The sequence below is a fragment of the Streptococcus ictaluri 707-05 genome, from assembly GCF_000188015.2.
Lineage (GTDB): Bacteria > Bacillota > Bacilli > Lactobacillales > Streptococcaceae > Streptococcus > Streptococcus ictaluri.
In genome coordinates this window covers 250,746-271,862 of the sequence record NZ_AEUX02000006.1, presented here as the reverse complement: position 1 = coordinate 271,862, position 21,117 = coordinate 250,746, and the positions used below count along the sequence as shown (strand labels likewise).

17 protein-coding genes and 5 pseudogenes are annotated in these 21,117 nt (G+C 36.6%); 5 read left to right on the top strand and 17 right to left on the bottom strand.

The window, feature by feature from the left end; genetic code table 11:
* The first annotated feature begins 51 nt into the window (after positions 1–51).
* Positions 52–495 carry a NusG domain II-containing protein gene (locus tag STRIC_RS06400; protein WP_040832105.1) on the top strand — a complete coding sequence of 148 codons (444 nt, stop codon included), beginning with the start codon at positions 52–54 and terminating at the stop codon, positions 493–495.
* 76 nt (positions 496–571) lie between these two features.
* On the opposite strand, the gene STRIC_RS06395 is transcribed toward STRIC_RS06400, so the two are convergent.
* From STRIC_RS06395 to STRIC_RS06375, 5 genes are all read right to left on the bottom strand, one after another.
* On the bottom strand, positions 572–1,522 hold the full coding sequence (locus STRIC_RS06395) for a UbiA family prenyltransferase (protein WP_008088987.1): 951 nt from the start codon (positions 1,520–1,522) through the stop codon (positions 572–574).
* Positions 1,512–2,564, bottom strand: a complete 1,053-nt coding sequence (locus STRIC_RS06390; protein WP_008088875.1) for an FAD:protein FMN transferase — start codon at positions 2,562–2,564, stop codon at positions 1,512–1,514. The genes STRIC_RS06395 and STRIC_RS06390 overlap by 11 nt, the downstream gene beginning before the upstream one ends.
* A 68-nt stretch (positions 2,565–2,632) precedes the next feature.
* Positions 2,633–3,142: an FMN-binding protein gene (locus STRIC_RS06385; RefSeq protein ID WP_008088738.1), complete on the bottom strand. Its 510-nt coding sequence runs from the start codon at positions 3,140–3,142 to the stop codon at positions 2,633–2,635.
* A gap of 80 nt (positions 3,143–3,222) precedes the next feature.
* Positions 3,223–4,218 (bottom strand): polyprenyl synthetase family protein, encoded by a 996-nt coding sequence (locus tag STRIC_RS06380; RefSeq protein ID WP_008088746.1) that lies wholly within the window; start codon positions 4,216–4,218, stop codon positions 3,223–3,225.
* Positions 4,219–4,292: 74 nt separating this feature from the next.
* Entirely contained in the window at positions 4,293–6,173 is a 1,881-nt protein-coding gene (locus STRIC_RS06375) for an NAD(P)/FAD-dependent oxidoreductase (protein ID WP_008089449.1), read from the bottom strand.
* Positions 6,174–6,327: 154 nt separating this feature from the next.
* On the opposite strand from STRIC_RS06375, the gene STRIC_RS06370 reads away from it, so the two are divergent.
* Positions 6,328–6,879, top strand: coding sequence for a Gx transporter family protein (locus STRIC_RS06370; protein WP_008089565.1), 552 nt, complete (start codon positions 6,328–6,330; stop codon positions 6,877–6,879).
* A 29-nt stretch (positions 6,880–6,908) separates the two neighbouring features.
* Here the strand turns inward: STRIC_RS06370 and STRIC_RS06365 are convergent, their stop codons facing one another.
* The 5 genes and pseudogenes from STRIC_RS06365 to STRIC_RS11840 all read right to left on the bottom strand — a co-directional run bounded on the left by STRIC_RS06365 (position 6,909) and on the right by STRIC_RS11840 (position 12,054).
* A complete protein-coding gene (locus STRIC_RS06365; RefSeq protein WP_407635924.1) occupies positions 6,909–7,769 on the bottom strand; it encodes a sensor histidine kinase in 861 nt (286 codons plus the stop codon).
* A 95-nt stretch (positions 7,770–7,864) separates the two neighbouring features.
* Positions 7,865–8,533 carry a response regulator transcription factor gene (locus tag STRIC_RS06360; RefSeq protein ID WP_008089352.1) on the bottom strand — a complete coding sequence of 223 codons (669 nt, stop codon included), beginning with the start codon at positions 8,531–8,533 and terminating at the stop codon, positions 7,865–7,867.
* Between the two features lie 43 nt (positions 8,534–8,576).
* Positions 8,577–10,521 (bottom strand): annotated as a pseudogene (locus STRIC_RS06355) (FtsX-like permease family protein).
* Between the two features lies 1 nt (position 10,522).
* Positions 10,523–11,275: an ABC transporter ATP-binding protein gene (locus STRIC_RS06350; RefSeq protein WP_008088856.1), complete on the bottom strand. Its 753-nt coding sequence runs from the start codon at positions 11,273–11,275 to the stop codon at positions 10,523–10,525.
* A gap of 38 nt (positions 11,276–11,313) precedes the next feature.
* Entirely contained in the window at positions 11,314–12,054 is a 741-nt protein-coding gene (locus tag STRIC_RS11840) for a S41 family peptidase (protein ID WP_156033597.1), read from the bottom strand.
* Here STRIC_RS11840 and STRIC_RS06340 point away from each other — a divergent pair.
* A complete protein-coding gene (locus STRIC_RS06340; protein ID WP_008089511.1) occupies positions 11,935–12,417 on the top strand; it encodes a PASTA domain-containing protein in 483 nt (160 codons plus the stop codon). The genes STRIC_RS11840 and STRIC_RS06340 overlap by 120 nt on opposite strands.
* A gap of 49 nt (positions 12,418–12,466) precedes the next feature.
* Here STRIC_RS06340 and STRIC_RS11835 read toward each other — a convergent pair.
* A pseudogene (locus STRIC_RS11835) lies at positions 12,467–12,805 on the bottom strand (oxaloacetate decarboxylase subunit alpha); the annotation flags it as partial.
* Between the two features lie 69 nt (positions 12,806–12,874).
* Here STRIC_RS11835 and STRIC_RS06330 point away from each other — a divergent pair.
* A protein-coding gene (locus STRIC_RS06330) for an IS3 family transposase (RefSeq protein WP_156033570.1) occupies positions 12,875–13,980 on the top strand; the annotation gives its coding sequence in 2 pieces (ribosomal slippage) (positions 12,875–13,151 and positions 13,151–13,980; 1,107 coding nt in all).
* A 43-nt stretch (positions 13,981–14,023) separates the two neighbouring features.
* Here the strand turns inward: STRIC_RS06330 and STRIC_RS06325 are convergent.
* A pseudogene (locus STRIC_RS06325) lies at positions 14,024–14,850 on the bottom strand (pyruvate carboxylase subunit B); the annotation flags it as partial.
* A 185-nt stretch (positions 14,851–15,035) separates the two neighbouring features.
* Between STRIC_RS06325 and citC the strand changes: the two are divergent.
* Positions 15,036–16,085, top strand: a complete 1,050-nt coding sequence (gene citC / locus STRIC_RS06320; RefSeq protein ID WP_008088770.1) for a [citrate (pro-3S)-lyase] ligase — start codon at positions 15,036–15,038, stop codon at positions 16,083–16,085.
* A 54-nt stretch (positions 16,086–16,139) separates the two neighbouring features.
* Here citC and trmFO read toward each other — a convergent pair whose 3' ends face one another.
* The 5 genes and pseudogenes from trmFO to STRIC_RS06295 all read right to left on the bottom strand — a co-directional run bounded on the left by trmFO (position 16,140) and on the right by STRIC_RS06295 (position 21,011).
* Entirely contained in the window at positions 16,140–17,471 is a 1,332-nt protein-coding gene (gene trmFO, locus STRIC_RS06315; protein ID WP_008088958.1) for a methylenetetrahydrofolate--tRNA-(uracil(54)-C(5))-methyltransferase (FADH(2)-oxidizing) TrmFO, read from the bottom strand.
* 113 nt (positions 17,472–17,584) lie between these two features.
* A complete protein-coding gene (locus STRIC_RS06310) occupies positions 17,585–18,298 on the bottom strand; it encodes a DUF3307 domain-containing protein (protein ID WP_008088914.1) in 714 nt (237 codons plus the stop codon).
* Complete coding sequence (locus tag STRIC_RS06305; RefSeq protein WP_008088789.1) at positions 18,295–18,963, bottom strand: SatD family protein; 669 nt, start codon at positions 18,961–18,963, stop codon at positions 18,295–18,297. Before STRIC_RS06305 ends, STRIC_RS06310 begins: the two co-directional genes overlap by 4 nt.
* A gap of 106 nt (positions 18,964–19,069) precedes the next feature.
* Positions 19,070–20,039, bottom strand: a pseudogene (locus STRIC_RS06300) (D-lactate dehydrogenase).
* 13 nt (positions 20,040–20,052) lie between these two features.
* A pseudogene (locus STRIC_RS06295) lies at positions 20,053–21,011 on the bottom strand (PTS transporter subunit IIC).
* Positions 21,012–21,117 lie beyond the last annotated feature (106 nt).

Genomic DNA, 21,117 nt, shown 5'->3' with positions numbered 1-21,117 from the left:
TAAATATTATTAAAGGTTTACAAAATTAACAGATTTCATTAAAATAAGAGTGTGACTAAAACTGTGACTTTACTAAAACAACATTTTAAGCCTTATGACTATGTCTTTATTTTCTTATCGCTTTTGATTTCTTTTCTACCGCTTGCTCTTACCACTTATCATCAGTCCACTGCTCCTTCCAATGATCGTGTGGCTATTATTAAGATTAATGGTAAAGTGTCTGATGAATTTCAGCTGATAGCAAATGGTCCACATGAAGAAAAAACCTATTATCCTCAAAAGGGACACTATAATATTATTGAACTTAGTGGGGATCGTATCAGAGTTAAAGAAGACAATAGTCCAGATCAGATTGCGGTTAAGACGGGTTGGATTAGCCAGCCTGGTCAATTATCAGTCTGTTTACCTCATCAACTAGTGATTGAGATTCAAGAAAAAGGTCAATCAACTCCATCTTCTACTGAAGAAGATGATGAATTAATTTTACCCTTATAATGCCAATTAAAAATCCTTCTGATAGCTCTCCATAACAAGAGATGACGCGTCAGAAGGATTTTTTTACTATTAGGTATTAAATGATATTAATCAAAAGTAAGATAAGGAAATACAGGCTACTAAAAAGAACAAAGCTTTTGATTGACTCAATAAAGGTAAGTCTCTTTTCTTGTTTTGTTAAAAAGCGTCGTAAGCTTTTGAAACTAATTGGATAGGCTAAATATAGGATTAGGGCGGTAATGGGGAGCCAGCCCATAACTACAAAAAAGAGCCACATTATCCAAGGGATAGTATGTAAAATGGCATAGAGGTAGATGCTGTACGTTTTTCCAATAAAATGGATAAGGGTAAAGCGTTGATTTCGAATATCTTGATCATAGTCACACAAATTATTAGCTAGCATAATATTGGCAATAAGGCAGACCATAGGTAGGCTCATCAAGCCAATTTTAAGACATTCAAGCCAGTTTAAGCTAATCAAGACATTGTGACTATCCCATTGGCTATAGAGCAATTGATGAGGATCTTGAACATAAATTGCTAGGAAAAAAATTCCAAATCCCATAGTAATTCCTGAAAAAATTTCACCTAAAGGGAGGCGTGATAAAGGAAATGGACCGAAAGTATAGGAAATCCCAATTAAAAAACATAGCGCTCCAATAGGTAAGAGTAGGATATCCGTAAAAACAACGAGAACCAAGGAGACTAATGCTGAAAAGATGAGCAGAGCATAGATGATATGAGTCATTGTTTTGTAATGAAGACCATACTTGCCAATGACATTATCTTCTTGTTGATAGGTCATATCGTGCGCTTTGATGAAGTCCATGGTATTATTGATGGCTGTTGTACACATATCAAAGGCAATGACTGCTATGGCAAACAAGAGGCTATTGCGGAGATTTAAGTTCTGATAATAAAGCTGGGACCAAGCAAATCCGATTATCATTGGGAAAAGGCTGGCTACTTTTGTTTTTAACTCAACAAATTCTAAAAAAACGGGAAGAGTTAGGTTATTAGTCTTCATTGATAATGTGATACTCCTTATTGGTCAATTTAAATGTCTTTTTCAGGCCTTTGCTGATATGAATCCCATTATTTTTATCAATAAAGACGGCTTCTACGTGATCTAAATCATTGATAAAGGTTAGGCCGTCTTTGACACCCAGCAAGAAGAGACTTGTTGAGAGCTCATCACCTTGTAAGGAGGTTTTTGTAAAGACCGTGACTCCTGAAATCGTATTGTCTACAGGATATCCTGTTTTAGGATCCATGATATGATGGTATTTTTTTCCGTTTACTTCTAAAAAGCGTTCATAAATACCTGAGGTGACAATAGATTGGTCTTTAAGGTGAACAGTTCCTACGGTGTCGCCTCTTACCTCATCTGGATTTTGGACACCAACATTCCAACCTTCTTTTTGGTAGGGAGATGTCCCCATGACCAAGACGTTACCGCCAAGATTAATAATGGCGGTAGTGACTTTATGTTTTTCAAATAGTTTCTTAACGCCATCTGCGATGTAACCCTTAGAAATGCCTCCTAATTCTAAGGTCATCCCTTTCTCAATATAAACACTAGATTTTTTGGCATTGAGTTTTATTTTGCGATAATCGATAAAGGGTAAGGCAGCCTTAATCTCATCGTCCTGAGGTAAGCGAGCTTGGCTATCTCCAATACGCCATAAATTGGTGATAGCACCAATAGAGACGTCAAATTTTCCTTGACTTTTAGTCGTAATATCTTGGGCTGCCTGCAAGAGTTCAAAGGTTCTTGGATCAACCACTACTGCTTTTTTTCCAGCGTTATGATTAATCTTATAGATATCAGAGCCTTTGCGGTTTGTCGAGAGCAGCATTTCCATCTCTTTGATGTAAGCAATGGCTTCAGTCATTGTTTTCTCTTGATTTTTGTGATAAATACTGAGTTGAACAACGGTGTGTAATAAGGATTCGCTACGCACCAATGGCTTGTTAACGATTGCTAAGGGTTTGCTTTCTTGTGTTTGTTGGCAAGCGACAAGTAAGAAAGCAATAAATAGTAAGACAAGTCCTTTAAGACTTTTCATAAGATCTCCTTTTCAACAAAAAAACAAAGCCTTAAGGATAGACCTAACGCTTTGTTTTTTAGAAGTGCTTATTTTGCTAAGTCAAGTGTGATTGTTTCTGTTTTTCCTTCGCTAGCTGCTTTTAAAAGCGCTTCAGTTGATGTTTTGAAGTTTGTTGAGGTATGTGTAGCACCTGATACCACTTCAACGTCATCGATGTTTTGTTTAGCAACAAGTTCTTTGTTGAGCTTTTCAGTTGCTTCTTTAGATGAAGTACCTGTTTTAGCTTTCATGTTTTTGTTGTATTCTTCATCACCAGCTTTCAGCTTACCATCTTTATTTTCGTAACCAAAGTTAGATTCTGTGATTTTACCATCAGTAACTGTGATCGTGTGAACCACTTTCCAGCCACGCTCATCAAAATCTGACTCAGCTTTATAAGTGCCATCTTTTAAGTTAGACTTTTCGTCACTTTTTTTAGCCATTTTTTCAGTTTTTGGTTCTGAAGTCATTTTTTTATCGTCTGATTTGCTACCACAAGCAACAAGTGTTAAAAGTGATGCAAATAATAATGAACCTGTTAATATTTTCTTTTTCATTAAAAAGAACCTCCAATTTAATTTATAATTTTATTATAACATAGGGATAAAGACTTGTCGAATATTTTTGTAAACCCTTTCTAAAATGATCTTTTCAATATCTGATTGATAAAGTTTAGAAATTGTGTTTCTTGTTTTAATTCGACGGTTATGAGGACTTTCTCCATTTTTTTGAGAAATTTGTCAATCAATACTTCAGTTTCCTCAAAAGCTTTTAGGGTATCAAGTTCCTGGTAGAAACTTTCTAATGTAGCCATTTCCCAAGCCTTGTTTTTTTGTTTGTCTATCAAATGCCTGATGCGAAAAGACTTGACTTTTCCAATAATCAAGGGAGCGGTATAAATGCCATTTTGAACATCTTGCATACGCGGTTTTCCAGATTGGCTTTCTTTTAGACGATAGTCAATCAAATCATCTGTTATTTGAAAAGCCATGCCAAAGTAAAGACCTAGGTGATAAGCTGCTTTAGATTGTTTTCTTGAGATATCAGGTGACCATAATCCTAATTGACAAGCCATACCAAAGAGAAAAGCTGTTTTTCCTTTGATTTGTTTTAAATAATCTTTCATGGTCATATCCTGATTATTAATATTAATCAGTTGGGATAGTTCTCCTGAAAGAATTCGCTCGATGAGGTAATACTGGCTCTGTTGAACAGCGGGCATTTCTTTGAGATTTAGCAGTTGGTAACCCTTAGCAGCAAGTCTAGCTGCATAAGATAAGAGATAGTCACCAGAATAAATAGCAATTTTATTAGAGTAAGTGTGATGAAGTGCTGTGACTCCTCTACGGAAATCAGCTTGGTCAATCACATCGTCATGAATAAGGGTTGCTAAGTGTAAGACTTCAATTGAAGCCGCTAGGTAGCATTTTCCTTTTGAAATGTAGCCACTACTTTCCTTGGCAAGGTAAAGATACAATCCTGAGCGTAAATATTTTCCTGGTGCATTTACATAGTCTAAGATTTTTGCTTTGACATCTGGATGAATGGATGACATTTCTGAAATGATAATGTCTTTGACATCTTGTAAACTTTCATAGATATCGCTGTGATTTTTCCAAATAGCATGTACCAAAAATAAATCTCCTTTAGATAAAAATAGGCCAGCCTACCTTAGCCATTTGGCTAAGGTAATTGGCACTACTTCTATTAATAGTGTCTCTTTGAGTAGAGATGCTTAGGTTTTCCATATATCCAGTTATCTAGGCGACCTCCAAGCCAAGGCATAATCCAATAATCTAGTCCAAAGGTGCGTCCTGCTCCTGCCATCAAAGCAATGGCAACAGGAATAAACCAAATATTGACCCAGAAGAACATACCAGATAAATTAAACATGACAACCATAGCTGCTGTTGCGGCACTGACTAACCAGACAAAAGCACCTACTATCAAGGCAAGACCAATAGCAATCTCAAGACAAGTCATCATTTTTTGCATGAATAAGGCAACTTCTTGATTTGGCATTAGAACTTTCATAATAGACTCAAACCAATGTGGCATTTCTTTGAGAACTTGCATAGGCTCTTCACCATAGGTGTAGCTAAGACTGAAAATTTGTTTGGCTGTTTCTTTTGTTACTTCTCCACCAGCTTCGGAAGCCCCTGAAGTGACCTCTGCTGCTTTTTGAAGCCATGGGAATGGAAAGACTACTTGATCTCCAAACCAAGATTCTGTTCCAAAAAGTCCAAAGGCTTTCTTGATACCTTCATATAGCCATAATGATCCATAGAAGACACGAAGTGGTAAGAGCCATAAACGATTCCCTTTGCTGGATAAGTTGCTCCCAAAAATATTGCGACCATTTTTAATATCAAAGAATTCATGCTTAATATAGGCACCAATATTAAAGAAGCTACTGATGGTAAAGAAGTAAAGAAGGTTAGTGAAGTGCTTAACTGCCGTAGCTAAGAAGCCAGATAGATGGAATTTATCCATTAAATAGGCCACACCATACTTAGAACCAATAGATACCATAAAGCCGTCATATTTACCTTTGTAACTAACTGCTTCTGTTTTATTGATGGCTGCAGCAATGTTTTGAGCTGCTACTTTACCAGATTGTTCTGCTGCTTGAACAATCTGAGGTGTTGGCCGTCCTTCTTGAGTTGTGTCTTCGTAATAAACTAAATCACCAGCGACATAAACATTCGGATGCTCAAAGGTTTCCATATACTGGTTAGCAAGAAGACGCCCCCCAAGTTTTTTCTCAATGTCGAAATCTTCAGCATCGCTGTTAGCTTTAACACCGGCTGTCCAAATAGAAGTATAGGTATCAATAATGCGTCCTGATCTAAGGTGAAGAGCATCTTCTTCGATACGTTCAACGCCGTCAGCTAAAACAAGTTCAACCCCTTTTTTAGTGAGATAACGTTGAGCCTTTATTTGTTCTTTTGGTGTTACCATTGTCAAGATGGTTGGTGTTGCTTCAATGACTTTCAAAGAGAATTCATTGACATCTAGTTTAAATTGTTTGGCTAATATTGGTACCCAATCAATTAGCTCACCAATCATTTCAATACCAGTAAAACCAGCACCAATAACACTAAAAGTTAATAAGGCTTTTCGTTTAGCTGGATCATGCTCTTTCATGGCGCGATAGCAAGCATCTAAGATATGGCAATGTAGCTTTTCAGCTGCTTCAATTGACCACAAAGTAAAGCCGTTTTCTTTAACACCAGGTGTTCCAAAATCATTGGCTTCTCCACCCATTGCTAAAATGAGGTAGTCAAAATGAAGTGTGTGGTGTTCAGCCTTAACTTGCTTAGCCTCATAATCAATAGCTGTTACTTTATCTGTAATTAAATCAACTTTTGGATATTTTTTAAAGATGCGTTGTAAGTCATATTTGATGGCTTCTGCTTCAATTCTTCCTGCTGCTACCTCATGAAGTTCTGTCATGTAAGTATGGAAAGAATTTTTATCTATTAAGGTGATGCTAATGTCATCATTCTTTTTAAAAGTTTTAGTTAAATGTCTTGCCGCTGCAATTCCGGCATAGCCAGCACCGACAATGACGATATTCTGTGTCATATATAACCCCCGTTAACGTTTTCAAAGAGTATTATATCACACTAGCTAGTGATATTCAATCTAATATTGATAATAAATTCACAGAATTTAACTTGTTCATATTGCAAGGCTTTATGTTAAAATGAAGGTTATACTTATCAAAAAGGTGTCCTCCATGACTAAGAACCATCAAAAAATACTATTTATTACCATGTTGGCTGCTCAAGCAGTTGTCATTTCTTTTTATGAGCGATTTATTCCGACTCCATTTGCCTTTGCACCGGGAGCTCGTTTAGGCTTATCCAATTTAATAACCATATTGGCGATTTTTACCTTAAAACCCATTGACAGCGTCAAGGTTGTTCTATTGAAATTGAGTATTGCAACTTTTTTAAGTGGTACTTTTTCGACTTTTTTATATGGTTTTTCTGGAACAGTTCTCAGTTTTGTCATGATGTTAGTTTTAAAAAAATTGGGAAGTCAGCGCGTGAGTGTCATTGGAATTTCAACACTGGGAGGGGTTATGCATAATTTAGGACAACTCTTAGTCTTTGCTTTTATTGCTAGATCTTGGCTGGTTCTCAATTATTTGCCTATTTTATCTTTTAGTGGTATTGTATCTGGTTTTTTTGTCGGTTTAACAGGGAATTATTTACTGATAAAGGTCAGACCACTTCACCAATTTCACCATGATTTGTTAGATGATTGGACTTTTGATCATAACTAATAAAAATAAGCTAGACGAAAGAGTCTAGCTTATTTTTGGGTTCCAAGCTTGAGAACTGATGATAACTTCTGTGCAGTGATCAATTTGACTGTGAGAATGATAATGTCCATATTAAGCTTGTTAAGCACTTCTTTTGTCATAAAGAGGCCTAAACCAGTTGCTTTTTGGTGCTCGTGGCCATTATAACCAGTAAATCCTTCTTCAAAAAGTCTGGGGAGATCTTCTTCTAGTATTCCAATACCGTCATCTGATATCGTGATACTGCCTTTTTGGATAGTGATTGCAATATGTCCACCTTGCTTGGTATATTTGATAGCATTATCAATAACTTGTGTCAGCGCAAAGCTCAACCATTTTTTATCACTGTTTAATTGCCAGTCTCCATTAATTTGGAGACTGATGTCTTTGGCGATACATACTTGGCTTGATTGTTTCACAATGCTTTTGATAATGTCATTCACCGACAGGCTTTGAAATCTAAAATCATCCTGACCTTGGTTGAACTTTAAAAAACTTAACAAGTTATTAAGGTATTTTTCTAATCGCAAGACTTGAGTGTGATAGTCTTTAAGATTGCTATTATTAGTTTGAATCATCAAGGATAAAGCAGATAAGGGAAGTTTCATCTGATGTGACCACATCTTGATAAGGGATTCTATTTTCTTTTGCTGGTTTAGTTGACTTAATAGTTTATCGGCTTCTTCTTCTTTGAGTTTAACAATAACCTTTTTGTAGGCCAAATCATTAGGAAGTTTAAAAGGATCAAGCTCTTTTACATAAATAAATTCTTGTAATATTTTGATTTTTTTACGAAAAGAATGGTATTTCCAAAAACTAAAGAGTCCCAGATTGGTAAGAACAATCATATTGGCAACCCTAAAATAGGACATAGGGAGTCTGTAGAGAAAGAAAATCAACAAATAAGTCAAGATAAGAATAGCGTATTGGAGGTACCAAAATCGGTATTCTTTTAAAAATGCGATGATCATTTAATAAAGTAACCTACTCCTCTTACAGTATGGATGTGCTGGTCAAAGCCAATTATGGCGGTTTTTTTGCGTAATCGTGTCATGTTGATGTTTAAGGTGTTTTGATCAATAAAGTCATCATTTTCCCAAAGTTTTTCAAGAATATCTTCCTTTGAGACAACTTGCTCTTGTTTACTTAGTAAAATAGTTAGCATTTTATGCTCAGTAGGAGATAAGTTTACTTTTTGCTGATGATAACTGAGGCTGCCATCAAAGTTTAAATGATAATCACCTAGGACCAAATCATCCGTTGTGAATTGCTGTGTTCGTCGAAGAAAAGCAGCAATCTTGGTATCTAAAATGGATAGAGAAAAGGGCTTAGAAATAAAGTCATCTCCTCCCATATTGAGTGCCATGACAGTATCCATTTCATCATTGCTACTTGAAATAAATAAAATAGGGGTTGTCAATTGCTTTCGGATTTCTGTTGTCCAATAAAAACCATTGAAGAATGGCAAGGTGATATCCATGAGAATGATATCGGGGTTGTAGGTGAAGACTTCTTCTTTAATATCTCTAAAATTAGTGACAGATTTGACCTCATATTGCTGGCAAAGATGAGTTGTCAATAAGTTTAAAATGGCTTGATCATCCTCGATGATAAAAATTTTTCCTTGTTTTGTCATAGTTTTATTTTATCAAAAAAGTGACGAAAAATCGCCACTTCTCCTATCTTTCAATAATACGGTAGTAAGTTTTGCTAGTTAATTTATAAATAATGAAGTAAAGTCCAATAATGATAGTAATTGTGATGGCACTAACTAGGTAAACCATTTGTGTGTCTAAAACGCCAAAGAGCAAGAGCATTTGCCGAAGCATGACCAAGGCCACACAAAAATGGATAACTGCCATAGCGATAGGCATAAAGAAGACAAGAACGATTTGGGAGTTAATGGTCTTTTTGACTCATCCCAACTTCTTGAAGGATGCGGTAGGATTTTTTGTCTTCATGTCCCTCAGAATACTGTTTGTAATAGATAATGAGCGCAGCACCCAAGATGAAGCTTAAGCCTAATAAGAAGCCTGTGAATAAAAACCCACCTGTTAAAGCATAAGATTCTTTTAAAAAGTCTTCTTTGGTCTCAATATGACCGATATAAGACTCACCATCCTTGATAACCCCTTTACCATCTGTTATAGAGTCAATCTCTTTTTGGCTTAGATTAGCATAGGCAGATAAGGTTGGATTGTTACCAAACTGGGTGATATCGTAGAATTGCTTTTGGATATGATGTAATGTGGCTGTATCTGGAACAACTAAAATAGCTGGATTGTAGGTGTTGGCAACAGGAGGAAAATTAACACTTTTGAAATTTTTGACATTATGATAAGTCTCTCCTAAAAGTGTGAGTTCTTTTAAGTGACTGTCCCCCGTTTGTTTAAAAAATGCTGTCTCCTTAGCTTTTAATCGAGGTAAATGATTGCCTAAGCCTCGGAAATCATCTTGAGTAATCAAATAGACAAAGCCAGTTTTAGCAGGACTTGGTGAACTGATGGATTCTTTAGTAACGGTAATGGTCTCTTTAGTTGAAATATCAAAAGAAACCATTGCACTAGTAAAAATGGTAAAATCAGAAGCTGCTTTGCCATTTTTAGCAAGAACCAGACGATCGAAAACTTCTCTTTGGTCTTTGATATCACTATTAACGAATTCAATATGACTGGATTTCGGGAAAAGTTGCTTTGTCATGGATTCGGTATCATTATAGAGTGCAGTTGTGGTTGCGATGGCTACAAATGCCATAACTGCTAAGATAGTAATATTGGCTAAACCAACCGCATTTTGCTTCATCCGAAAAATCATTTGTGATGTGCTGACAAAATGTTCGGGTTGGTAAAAATAAGTCTTGTTTTGACGTCTTTTCTTTAAATACCAAGTCATAAAGGCAATGTAAAAGAGATATGTTCCAATAATAACAATGATGACGGCAATGAAAAAGCGACCTAAAACAGCTAGAGCTGTTAAGTTTGAAGATGTTAAAGATAGGTAATAACCTGTTCCGATAGCAAAGAGGGAAAGGATAGCTAATAAAGTATTCCCTCTAGGTTCTTTTTCTCCCTGCTCCTTATCTCTAAAAAGCATCAAGGGAGAGGTTTTACGGATTTTAAATAAGCCAATAATGCCCAATAAGATAAAAATGGTAATAAAGATAAGAGCTGTTATTAAAAAAGCAAGTGGACTTAGCTGCAATCTTAAGTCAGAAGCTCTGACCAGATTTTAAAAAATCAAGTGAAAGAGGTGAGAAAAGATGGCTGATAAAATACTTCCTGCTACTACTGTCGCTAAAAACATCAAGAATAACTCTATGGAAGACACCAGGCTAACTTGTTTTTTATTCATGCCTAGGATATTATAAAGTCCAAACTCCCGGCTCCGTTGTTTTAAGAGAAAGTTATAACTGTATATTTCCATAATAATGGCAAATATATTGAGAACCACAATAGCCATTCCTAGTAACATATTGCCATTACGCATGTCTTCAGCAATTGGACTTAGTAGAATAATTAAGACAATGCAATTAAGCATATATAATACAGTGCTGGCTAATAGAAATGGACCACTTACAGAAAGAGACTTTTTGAGATTATTCCAGGCGAGTTTGAGATAAAACATCTTACTCACCTCCTAATAGGCCAGTCATGGCAATGGAGATATCTTTGCTGAAATCTAAATTACTTTTATTGCCGCGATAAATCTGGTGGAAAATACGTCCATCCTTGATAAAAAGTACCCGTTTAGCGTGACTGGCAGCATTGGCTGAATGGGTTACCATCAAGATGGTTTGGCCATCCTGATTAATGGTTTCAAAAAGATTAAGTAAGTCTTCTGAATTCCTGTAATCCAGTGTTGCTGTTGGTTCATCTGCTAATAATAGCTGAGGATTTGTAATTAAACTACGAGCAATGGCTACGCGTTGTTTTTGCCCTCCTGAAATTTCAAAAGGTCTTTTATCTAATAAATTATCAATCCGTAGTTTTGGAGCTAACAGCTTGAGACGTTTTTCCATTTCTTGATAAGGCTTGCGATCAAGAACTAAAGGTAAGAAGATATTATCTTTGATAGAAAGGGTGTCTAAGAGATTGAAATCTTGGAAAACAAATCCTAAATTTTGCAAGCGAAAATGAGCTAGTTGACTTTCTTTGATTTTAGTAATGTCAATACCATTTAAGAGAACCGAACCTTTAGTGGGTTTTTCTAAAGTAGCTAGGATATTTAATAAGGTGGTTTTTACAGAACCTGATTCCCCCATAATAGCGATAAATTCGCCTTTATCAACTTTGAAATCGACATTTTGAAGAGCTCTTGTTTCTTCTTTTGAAAAGCGGGTACGAAAGACTTTTTCTAAATGATTGATGGTTAATAACATGTTTTGCTCCTTTTGACACGCTCTGTGTCTATTATAACTTATTTGGTTTGTTCTGATAACCACTGTGTGGCTTCTTCTAAGGGTTTGTCGGTCACAATGTCAGGGATAATGGGGCTATTTTCATAAGTTTGTCCTTGACGATTGATAAGTTGACTTGAGGTTATGGCTAAAATGGCCCCATCATATAGCTTTGAGACGCTATTTCCAGAGGTATAGCCAGCACTGGATTGACCAAAAAAGAGACAATGTTCTAATCCTTGAAAGGCAAGGGCAGTCATTTCTCCAGATGATGCGGTACGATTATTAATCAAGACAGCTAGAGGAACTCTTTTTTTGGAGATAGGATCTTTTAAGCTAAATTTACTATTGTTCACTAAGCTATCATTCTTAAGAGAAATCAATTGTTTTTGTCCATATTTATTTTGAAAACTAAAGAGTTCTCCATTAGGTAAAACACTAGTTAAACCGATGATCATAGGCCCCATGTTGCCCCCGGTATTATCTCTCAAGTCAACAATCAATCCCTTGAACTCTTGGCTAACTAAAAGATGGTGAAGCTTATTAGCGTAATGGGTTAAGGTTTTCTGGTCTAATGCGTTGCATTGAGGGACTTTGACTAATAACAGATCCTGATTGATGACTTTAGAGGAGATTTGATTATGGCTAAGAAAATAAAAAGAACTTTGGGAGCTTTTGGAAAGCTTATTTCTATTATTCCTGATACAACTGAAATTATTGGTAAAACTATCGACAATACTCGTCCTATCATTGAAAAGCATATGGAACAAAAACACGAAAAAAATATGCAAATGACTCACTTGGATGATGTGATTAATTTACCCGTAGACAAGGCACAATCGCATTTGGAGCAATTGGGTTTTGTAGTGGCTACTTTGCCTGTTAAACCTCATAAAAAATGGTTAAGTGCTAGTCTTGATGAAGTTGTTCAAATGTCTCTGCGACCAGGTAAGCATAAAAAAGGTAGCTTGGTTAAACTTTACTATATTACCATGGACGTCTTAGACCGAAGTCAAGAACTGTTAGACAAAGAAACGCTTAAAACGGTTGAACGAAATCAAAAAATAGCGGATACTTTTGATACGGTCAAACATATCAGAATTCCAATTGGTAAGAAAAAATAATCTAAAAAGCCTAGGCTTTTTTGGGTAAGATGGCAAGATAAGATGGAGATTATGCCTCATCTAGCTCAAGTGAAACAGAGACGTACTGCAAAGGAACATCATAAAAGGGATCTTCTCGACGTCCAAGATAGTCTCGTGCTTGTTGTGGAAAAGAAGCGTAACTCAATACATCTTCTTCTGATTTAGCATATTGGGCTATTTCTTCACGCAATTTTGGTAATTGGGGCTCAATTAAATCAGCCGGTCTGACGGTTATAACTTCCTCATCACCAATGATTTTTTCTTTTATCCCTTCAGCAAGTGGTGCTGGTGGTCGACCATATAAACCGCGAACATAATCTTTGATTTCATTTGGTACAACTTTGTAGGCCTGACCTGAGATAACATTCTGAATAGGTTACACTAAACTAGACAGAATTTATAAAGTGTTCTACACTAAAGAAAATAGGAGAATATTATGTCTAGAAAAATACGTCGCCACTTCACCGATGACTTTAAGCAACAAATCGTTGACCTTCACAATGCAGGGATGAAACGAAGTGAGCTTATCAAAGAATATGAGTTAACCCCATCAACCTTCGATAAGTGGGTACGTCAGGCTAAAACAACTGGTTCCTTTAAAACTATTGATAATCTTACAGATGAGCAGCGTGAACTGATTGAACTCCGAAAGCGTAATAAAGAACTCGAAATGCAGTTAGATATCCTAAAGCAAGCGGCGGTGATTATGGCACGAAAAGAGAAGTAATCACTGCTAATAAAGACAAATATAGCATTTCAGCCATGTGTCGTTGGTTGAACATTCCTCGTTCTAGCTATTACTACAAGGCTGTTAAACCAGTCTCTGAAGCGGAACTTGAAGAAAATATCAAAGCTATTTTTCTCGAAAGTAAGGCCAGATACGGGGCTAGGAAAATCAAGAAATGTTTGGAAAATGAAGGCATCCAGCTGTCTCGTCGTCGGATTCGTCGCATCATGCACAAACTCAACTTAGTATCCGTTTATCAGAAAGCAGCCTTCAAGCCACATTCAAAAGGGAAGAATGTGGCAGCTATTCCTAATCACTTAGCCAGACAATTTCATCAAGAAAAGCCTCTAAATGCTTTAGTAACAGACTTAACCTACGTTCGTGTCGGTAATAGCTGGGCTTATGTTTGCTTGATTATTGATCTCTTCAATCGTGAAATCATCGGTTTGTCAGTTGGTTGGCATAAGACCGCCGAATTGGTTAAACAAGCGATTCAGAGCATCCCTTACGCTCTGACCAAGGTCAAGATCTTCCATTCTGATCGTGGGAAGGAGTTTGATAATCAGCTGATTGATGACATGTTGGAAGCTTTTGGAATCAATCGTTCTCTAAGCCAAGCAGGCTGTCCCTATGACAATGCGGTAGCTGAGAGCACCTATCGCGCTTTCAAAATTGAATTTATTCATCAAGAAACCTTTCAGTCACTGGAAGAATTAATCCTTAAAACGAAAGATTATGTGCACTGGTGGAATTACCATCGCATTCATGGCAGTCTCAACTACCAGACACCCATGACATGGAGATTAATTGCTTAAAGAAAAAAGCACTTTATAAATGTTGTACAGAAAAGTGTTGCCTTTTCAGTCTGACCTGTCGTAAATGATTGGCTGCTAGCTCCATGTGACTTTCGTCTAAGCCGATTGTGTATCCTGCTTCTTTTAAACATAAATAAAGCGCTTCTGTTGCTGGTTGTGATGTCCCCTCGCTGAAAGGAGATAAGGCAGTATCAATACGATCGGCACCTGCTTCTACAGCTGCCATATAAGTCATCTGAGAAATTCCGCTAGTAGCATGGGTATGCACAATAAGAGGGAGTGAGCTAATTTTTTTAATTTCAGTAACTAATTCTCTAGCTAATTGAGGCGTTAAAATGCCAGCCATATTTTGATACAAATTGAGTCAGCCCCCATTTCCACTAGCTCTTTGGTTAACTCTACATAGTAATCAAGTGTGTGAATAGGACTGCTCGTATAGGCAATACAAAGTTGTGCTTCTTTGCCAGTTCTTTTGGCAGATGCTAAAGCTTGTTTGAGGTTTCTGGTGTCATTTAAGGCATCAAAAACACGAAACACATCAATGCTATTTTGGGCAGATAGACTAATAAAGCGCTCAACAATATCGTCTGCATAGTGACGGTATCCTAGTAGATTTTGTCCACGTAATAGCATTTGTAATCGGGTGTTTGGCATATTTTTTTTAAGTGTTCTAAGCCTTTCCCAAGGATCCTCATTTAAAAATCTAATACAAGCATCAAAGGTAGTACCGCCCCAACACTCAATTGTCTCATAGCCTACTTTATCTAGTAAGGGTAAGACTGGTAGCATGTCTTCTATTCTTAAACGTGTTGCCATTAAACTTTGATGTCCATCCCTTAGTATTGTTTCACTGATGGCAATTTTTGGCATCTCCTGCCCTCCCTTTTTGACTTAATTCTGTTTCATTTTCATTATATAATAATGCTTTTCTTGCATATAGGGCTTAGGTGTCTTTTTTGTGCACTCTTTTCATTAACAGACGAGCCTTTTTCTGTTTTTACTCTTTTGCCATGCTATAATAAGGATAAGAATTGAACGGATAGAAAGGCTAAGTTATGTCATCTGATCTTATTCAACGTGTCTTCCCATATGATCGACAAGCTATTAAAGCTGTGAATCAGCTTTTGGAGCAAGAAAAGATTAAGCGTGATCCCAATTTAGATTACACTTGTGCTATATTTGATGAGAGTCAAAGGGTTATCGCTACAGGGTCACTTTTTAGGAATAGCTTGCGCTGCTTAGCTGTTGATTTTCGTTATCAGGGCGAGGGTCTTCTTAATAAAATTGTCTCGCATCTCATATCAGAAGCAAGTGACAGAGGTGATTATCCTTTGTTTGTTTATACCAAAATTAGTGCCGTGCCTTTTTTTGAATCGCTTGGATTTCAGGAGATTGTCCGTGTAGATGAAGATCTTTCTTTTTTAGAGAGTCAAAGAGATGGCTTTGCAACTTACTTAAAACATTTAGCTACTTCTAAGACAACTAGTCAAAATAGTGCCGCTGTTGTTATTAATGCCAATCCCTTTACCTTAGGCCATCTTTACCTCATTGAAAAGGCGGCTTCTGAGAATCAAGCTCTTCACCTCTTTATGGTTAGTCAAGACAGCAGTCTCATTCCATTTACGGTACGAAGAGATTTGATTCTAAAAGGAACCGCTCATTTAAAGAATATTTGTTATCATGAAACGGGTGATTATTTGATTAGTCAAGCGACCTTTCCTTCTTACTTTCAGAAAGACCAGTTAGCTGCTATAAAGAGTCAGGCTAAATTAGATGCCACTATATTTAGCCAAATAGCAAAACAATTAGGTATCACAAAGCGTTATATTGGTGAAGAGCCTAGCAGTTTGGTTACTAACCATTACAATCAGATCATGCTGGATTTTCTTCCTAAAGTAGGCATCAGCGTTAAAAAGTATGATCGATTAAAACTACCAGATGGTCGTCCTATAAGTGCTTCTTTAGTGAGACAAGCTTTAAAAGAAGAGAACCATGCCCTCTTTAGTAATCTATTACCTCAAACCTCTTTGGATTATTTCTTGAGTGATGAAGCTACTACTATTATTGATAAGTTGAAGGCTACCAAAGACCTTACCCATTACTAAGCTAATAAAAAAATTCTATGTCTTCTCACATAGAATTTTTTTATTATCATCTGATTAGTTTAGAAAAGCTTTTAAGTCAGTTAAGGCGCGGTTAGCAATCGCTTCATAACGCTCTTTTTTATCACGAATGCGTGGTCCTTCAAGTTCTTTGATGATACCGAAGTTAACATTCATTGGTTGGAAATGTTTGCTTTCGGCATGGGTGACATAGTAAGGAAGACTACCGATAGCTGTCGTATGAGGAAAAATACATGCCTCTTCGCCTTTAAATAAGCGTGCCGCATTAATTCCTGCTACTAAACCAGAGGCAGCTGACTCCACATAGCCCTCAACACCAGTCATTTGCCCAGCAAAAAATAGGTTTTTATTGGCGCATGATTGGAAGGTCTGCTCAAGTAAATTTGGAGAATCCATATAAGAATTACGATGCATGACACCATAACGAACAAATTCAGCCTTTTCTAAGCCTGGAATCATTTGGAAAACACGCTTTTGTTCCCCCCATTTTAAATGGGTTTGGAAACCGACGATATTGTATAAGCTTCCTGCAGCATTATCTTGACGCAATTGAACAACGGCATATGGGGTTTTAAACTCTCCATCACGTGGCCCTGTGTAATCCTCTGGGTATTCTAAGCCAACTGGTTTCATTGGTCCGTATAGCATGGTTTTAATCCCACGTTTTGCCATGACCTCAATAGGCATACAGCCTTCAAAATATTTTTCTTTTTCAAAAGAATTAAGTGGTGCTTCTTCGGCTGTTGTCAGAGCTTCATGAAATGCCATGAATTCTTCTTTAGTCATTGGACAGTTCAGATAAGCTGCTTCACCTTTGTCATAGCGTGACTTGAGATAAACTTTATTCATGTCAATCGTTGACTTATCAATGATCGGAGCTGCCGCATCATAAAAATAGAAGCCATCTCCGCCATTTAAGGCATGAATTTTCTCAGCTAACGCATCTGAAGTCAAAGGACCAGTAGCAATCACCGTAATGGCATCTTCTGGAATATCAGTGATTTCTTCTCGAATGACCTCAATAAGTGGATGGTTTTCGATTTCTGCCGTAACTGCTTTGGCATAGCCTTCACGGTCAACAGCCATAGCACCACCTGCAGGAACACGGTGAGCTTCTCCAACTCGCATAATGAGAGAATCTAGCTGACGTATTTCTTCTTTTAACAGTCCAACAGCATTGGTTAAGCTATCTCCACGAAAAGAGTTTGAACAGACTAATTCAGCGAAGTCACTTGTTTTATGTTGGGGAGTAGCTTTGACACCACGCATTTCATAGAGTTTCACCGCAATACCACGCTTAGCAATTTGATAAGCAGCTTCTGAGCCGGCTAAACCAGCTCCAAGTACATTAATATAAGATTGAGACAATAGACTAATACCTCTTTGGAGTAGCTAAACTCCACAAATCTTTCTAAAATTTTTACTTGCTATATTATAGCAAATTTAATGGCAAAACCAAAGTAACTTTAGCTTTATAATTTCTAAAAGAAACAAATCCAAGCAGCAACAAAAACAGATAAAATACTAAATAAAGAACCAATTAAATAATATTCTGCAAAAACGGGATCTTTAGAAATTTTATCATAGCGAGCAATTGATTTAGCAGTAAAAACAAGCCCAACTGATGCAAACTGCCCCATGACCATACAAATCCCAATCACAATTCGTTCCAAATTACCAATCATAGCACCTGCACCACTAATGGTATCAAGCTTAGCTTGCGTCCGTGGTTGAAAACGATCAAAAAAGATTTTAAAAGTAATATTACTAGGTTTGGTAATCAAGACCATAAATAACATGACTTTCAGATATGGATTATCTAATAATCCAGGAACATGCCCCTCCCACATAAGACAAACGATTCCTAAAATACAGAAGATATGAAGGATTTGGTCAATCGCAAAGCTCTTAATCTGACTAAGTTTCAAAATTTTTGCTAAGTAGGGTTTACTGAAATCAATCACTGCATGGCTGAGCCATACGAGCAAGCTAATGCTGATAGTTGATGGCATGATGATAGAAATCACTACTAGTGGCAAAGCAACGCCTAAGAGGTGCTTGATAAGGAAGTTCTTATCACTGTTCTTTTTGTCTGCTGTTTCTTGGCTCTGCAATTGGAAATCAGATAAAAAATGAGCTATTAAAAAGATACTTATCATAGGGTTGTCTGCTAAAAATGTCGATAATCCAGTCATTTAGTTCCCTCCTCAAGCTCTTGTTGGTAGAGGTCGCGCGCTGTCAATCTAGTCCTAAAGTAAACTTTGATGCTACTTGATTTAAGACGTTTTGAAAGAGCGCTTGGATCCAAATCTAATTTTTTTGCCAATAAAGTTTGATTAAAGTCCTCTGCATAGATATTTTCTGATAACATGGTTTCAAAAACTTCCTGCTGGCTAGTTACCCAATTGTTTTTGATAGCTTCTCCTGCTGCTAACAGACTGTTAATGATCTTACTTATTAGGATATTATCAGATTGAAAAGCTAGATGGTTTTGTCCATAATCATTTTTTTCATGAATGTAGTTAATGGCTTCTCTGGCATTCCAATATGCAGGTCCATCGGCACCAATACTGATGTCTGGATTTATATCTGTTAAAATTTCACCTAAGCCAATCCCAAAACGGATTTGGTAAGGCTTCATCATCATGTTCATATCATCAATTACTTGAAAAATATTGACTTGGGTAGAAAGAAGTCCCTGAAATTCATCTCCTAATGTCAATGAAAATTTTGAGACTACTTCTTCTTTATACTTTTCATTAATTAATTGAAGACAGGCTTTGAAACTGTTTTGGACATCATAACGATTTTCCAGTGACTTTGAATCAATAACATCACCAATTATTGCTATATAGGTCATAATATTCTCCTTCACTATGTCTATTATAGCAGACATTACAAAAAAAGTCCGTTATAATGGACATTACAAAAAAAGTCCGTTATAATGGACTTTTTTTGTAAATATATTAGTTAACACGTGTATCAGTTGTTCCAGTTTCAATTACTTGAACAGCTGCATTTAAACCACCTTCAACTATTTTTTTACAGCTTCATCTATGTAATAAGCAGCGTGAGGTGTATAGATTACTTTATCATGTGTAATCAATTGTTTAAAGAGAGCATCAGTAATTTCTTGGTTTTCAAAATTCTTGGGAATATATGGACCTTCGAATTCATACGTATCAATGTCAGCACCAGCTAGAAGACCATTATCTAAAGCATCTAATAAATCTTGTGTTTCAATTAGAGCACCACGTGCCATATTTAATAAGATAGCATCTTTTTTAAATTTACTAAACATCTCTTTATTGAAGATATGCATATTTTCAGCTGTTGGTGGCATATGGAGTGAAATAACATCAGCGTCTTTAATTGCTTCTTCGACAGATTGCTTATATTCTAAAATTTCTTCTGCAGCAGGGCTACGATAGATATCAAAACCAACAACTTTGCATCCGAATCCTTTGAAAATCTTAGCTGTAGCTAGACCAATTCTCCCCGTACCAATAATAGCAACAGTCATATCGCCTAGAACGCGACCACGAACAGGAAGGCTCCATGTGAAGTTTTGTTTTTTAACATTTTCACGGATTAAATTCAAGGCAATTGTTACTGTGAATTCAGCAATTGATTCAGGTAAATAACTTGGAACATTACTAATGATAATATCATTAGCTTTAGCTAAATCTAAGTTATACATATCAACACCTGCACTACGTTGTGTTGTTTGATACCAAGTTCTTTTAGAATAGGATAAACGGCATCATCAAGTGGGCCAATTTGTGCATTAACAACACCGTCAAAGCCAGCAGCATTTTTTGCTGTTTCAGACGTTAATGGACCTTCTTCTAGTGATAATTCAATTTGATTAATTTTTGCCCACTGCTCAGCTAATACGGCTTCTTCTCCTCGAACATTGTAACATTTTAATTTCATTGTATGTCTCTCTTTAAATATCTAACTTGTAATCCATTGGGTCAATGACTTTTAATACCTTAACAAAGAGATAATTAAAGACCATATTAAGTAGAATCGGTGCTAAGACAAAAATAAGAATGATAAGAATAATGTTGATTGGTGACCAACCGCCTTTAGCAAGGTTAAGGGCATTGATAGGTCCAATGAGGCCACTAATACCAAATCCAGCACTAGCAGGTGTACCCTGAATATTAAAGATAGCACCGATGACACCAAGCACAGCTGCAGATGACAGCATCGGAAGCATAATTTTTGGTTTTGATAATACATTTGCCATTGAAATTTTAGGGGAACCTAAAACGTGTGCTAATGATGTTCCTTTAGAATTGACAGACCAACCTGCTAAACAAAGGCCAAAGCTTGCTGCACCTGATCCAATCCCTGAGAGACTAATGGCTAAGGCAATTCCAACAGTTGTGATCGGTGACACAATCAAGAAACAGAAAATCATCGCGATTAAAAGAGACATCAAAATAGGCTGCAATCCTAATAAAGAAGCCACTCCTTGACCAATCATGGCAGTAATCATTTTGACGTATGGTAATAAGGCACGTCCAAAACCACCAATTAAGAGTAAGGTTACCGTAGGGACAACAATTAAGGTAAAGGATTTCGTTTTATCAGATAAGAATTGAATCAATAATACCCCGAGAGCTGCTGTAATACCCATATTAATAATATCACCAGTCCCTTGTAGGACAAAAGCACCTTTGACTAAATTAGCTGCTCCTCCTGCAAACATAACGGCAAGTCCTAGGGAAGCTGATTGAATAGGATTAAACTTGAAATTGTGACCAACTAGCATTCCGATGACAAGCCCCATCATAGAGGTTGCTAAACCAGTTGCAGCAATTAAGCTTCCAAAGCCAAACCATTTAAAACATTCATAGTAAATGATTTAAGGGTCTGTTTTTTAATGACTTCTGACATAAAAATGCCTCCTAAATATTTTGTTTGTGATTTCACTAACTAAATATATCATACTGGCTTTAAAAACTGAAATTGTTAAAAATTATAGAACTATAACAATTAACAA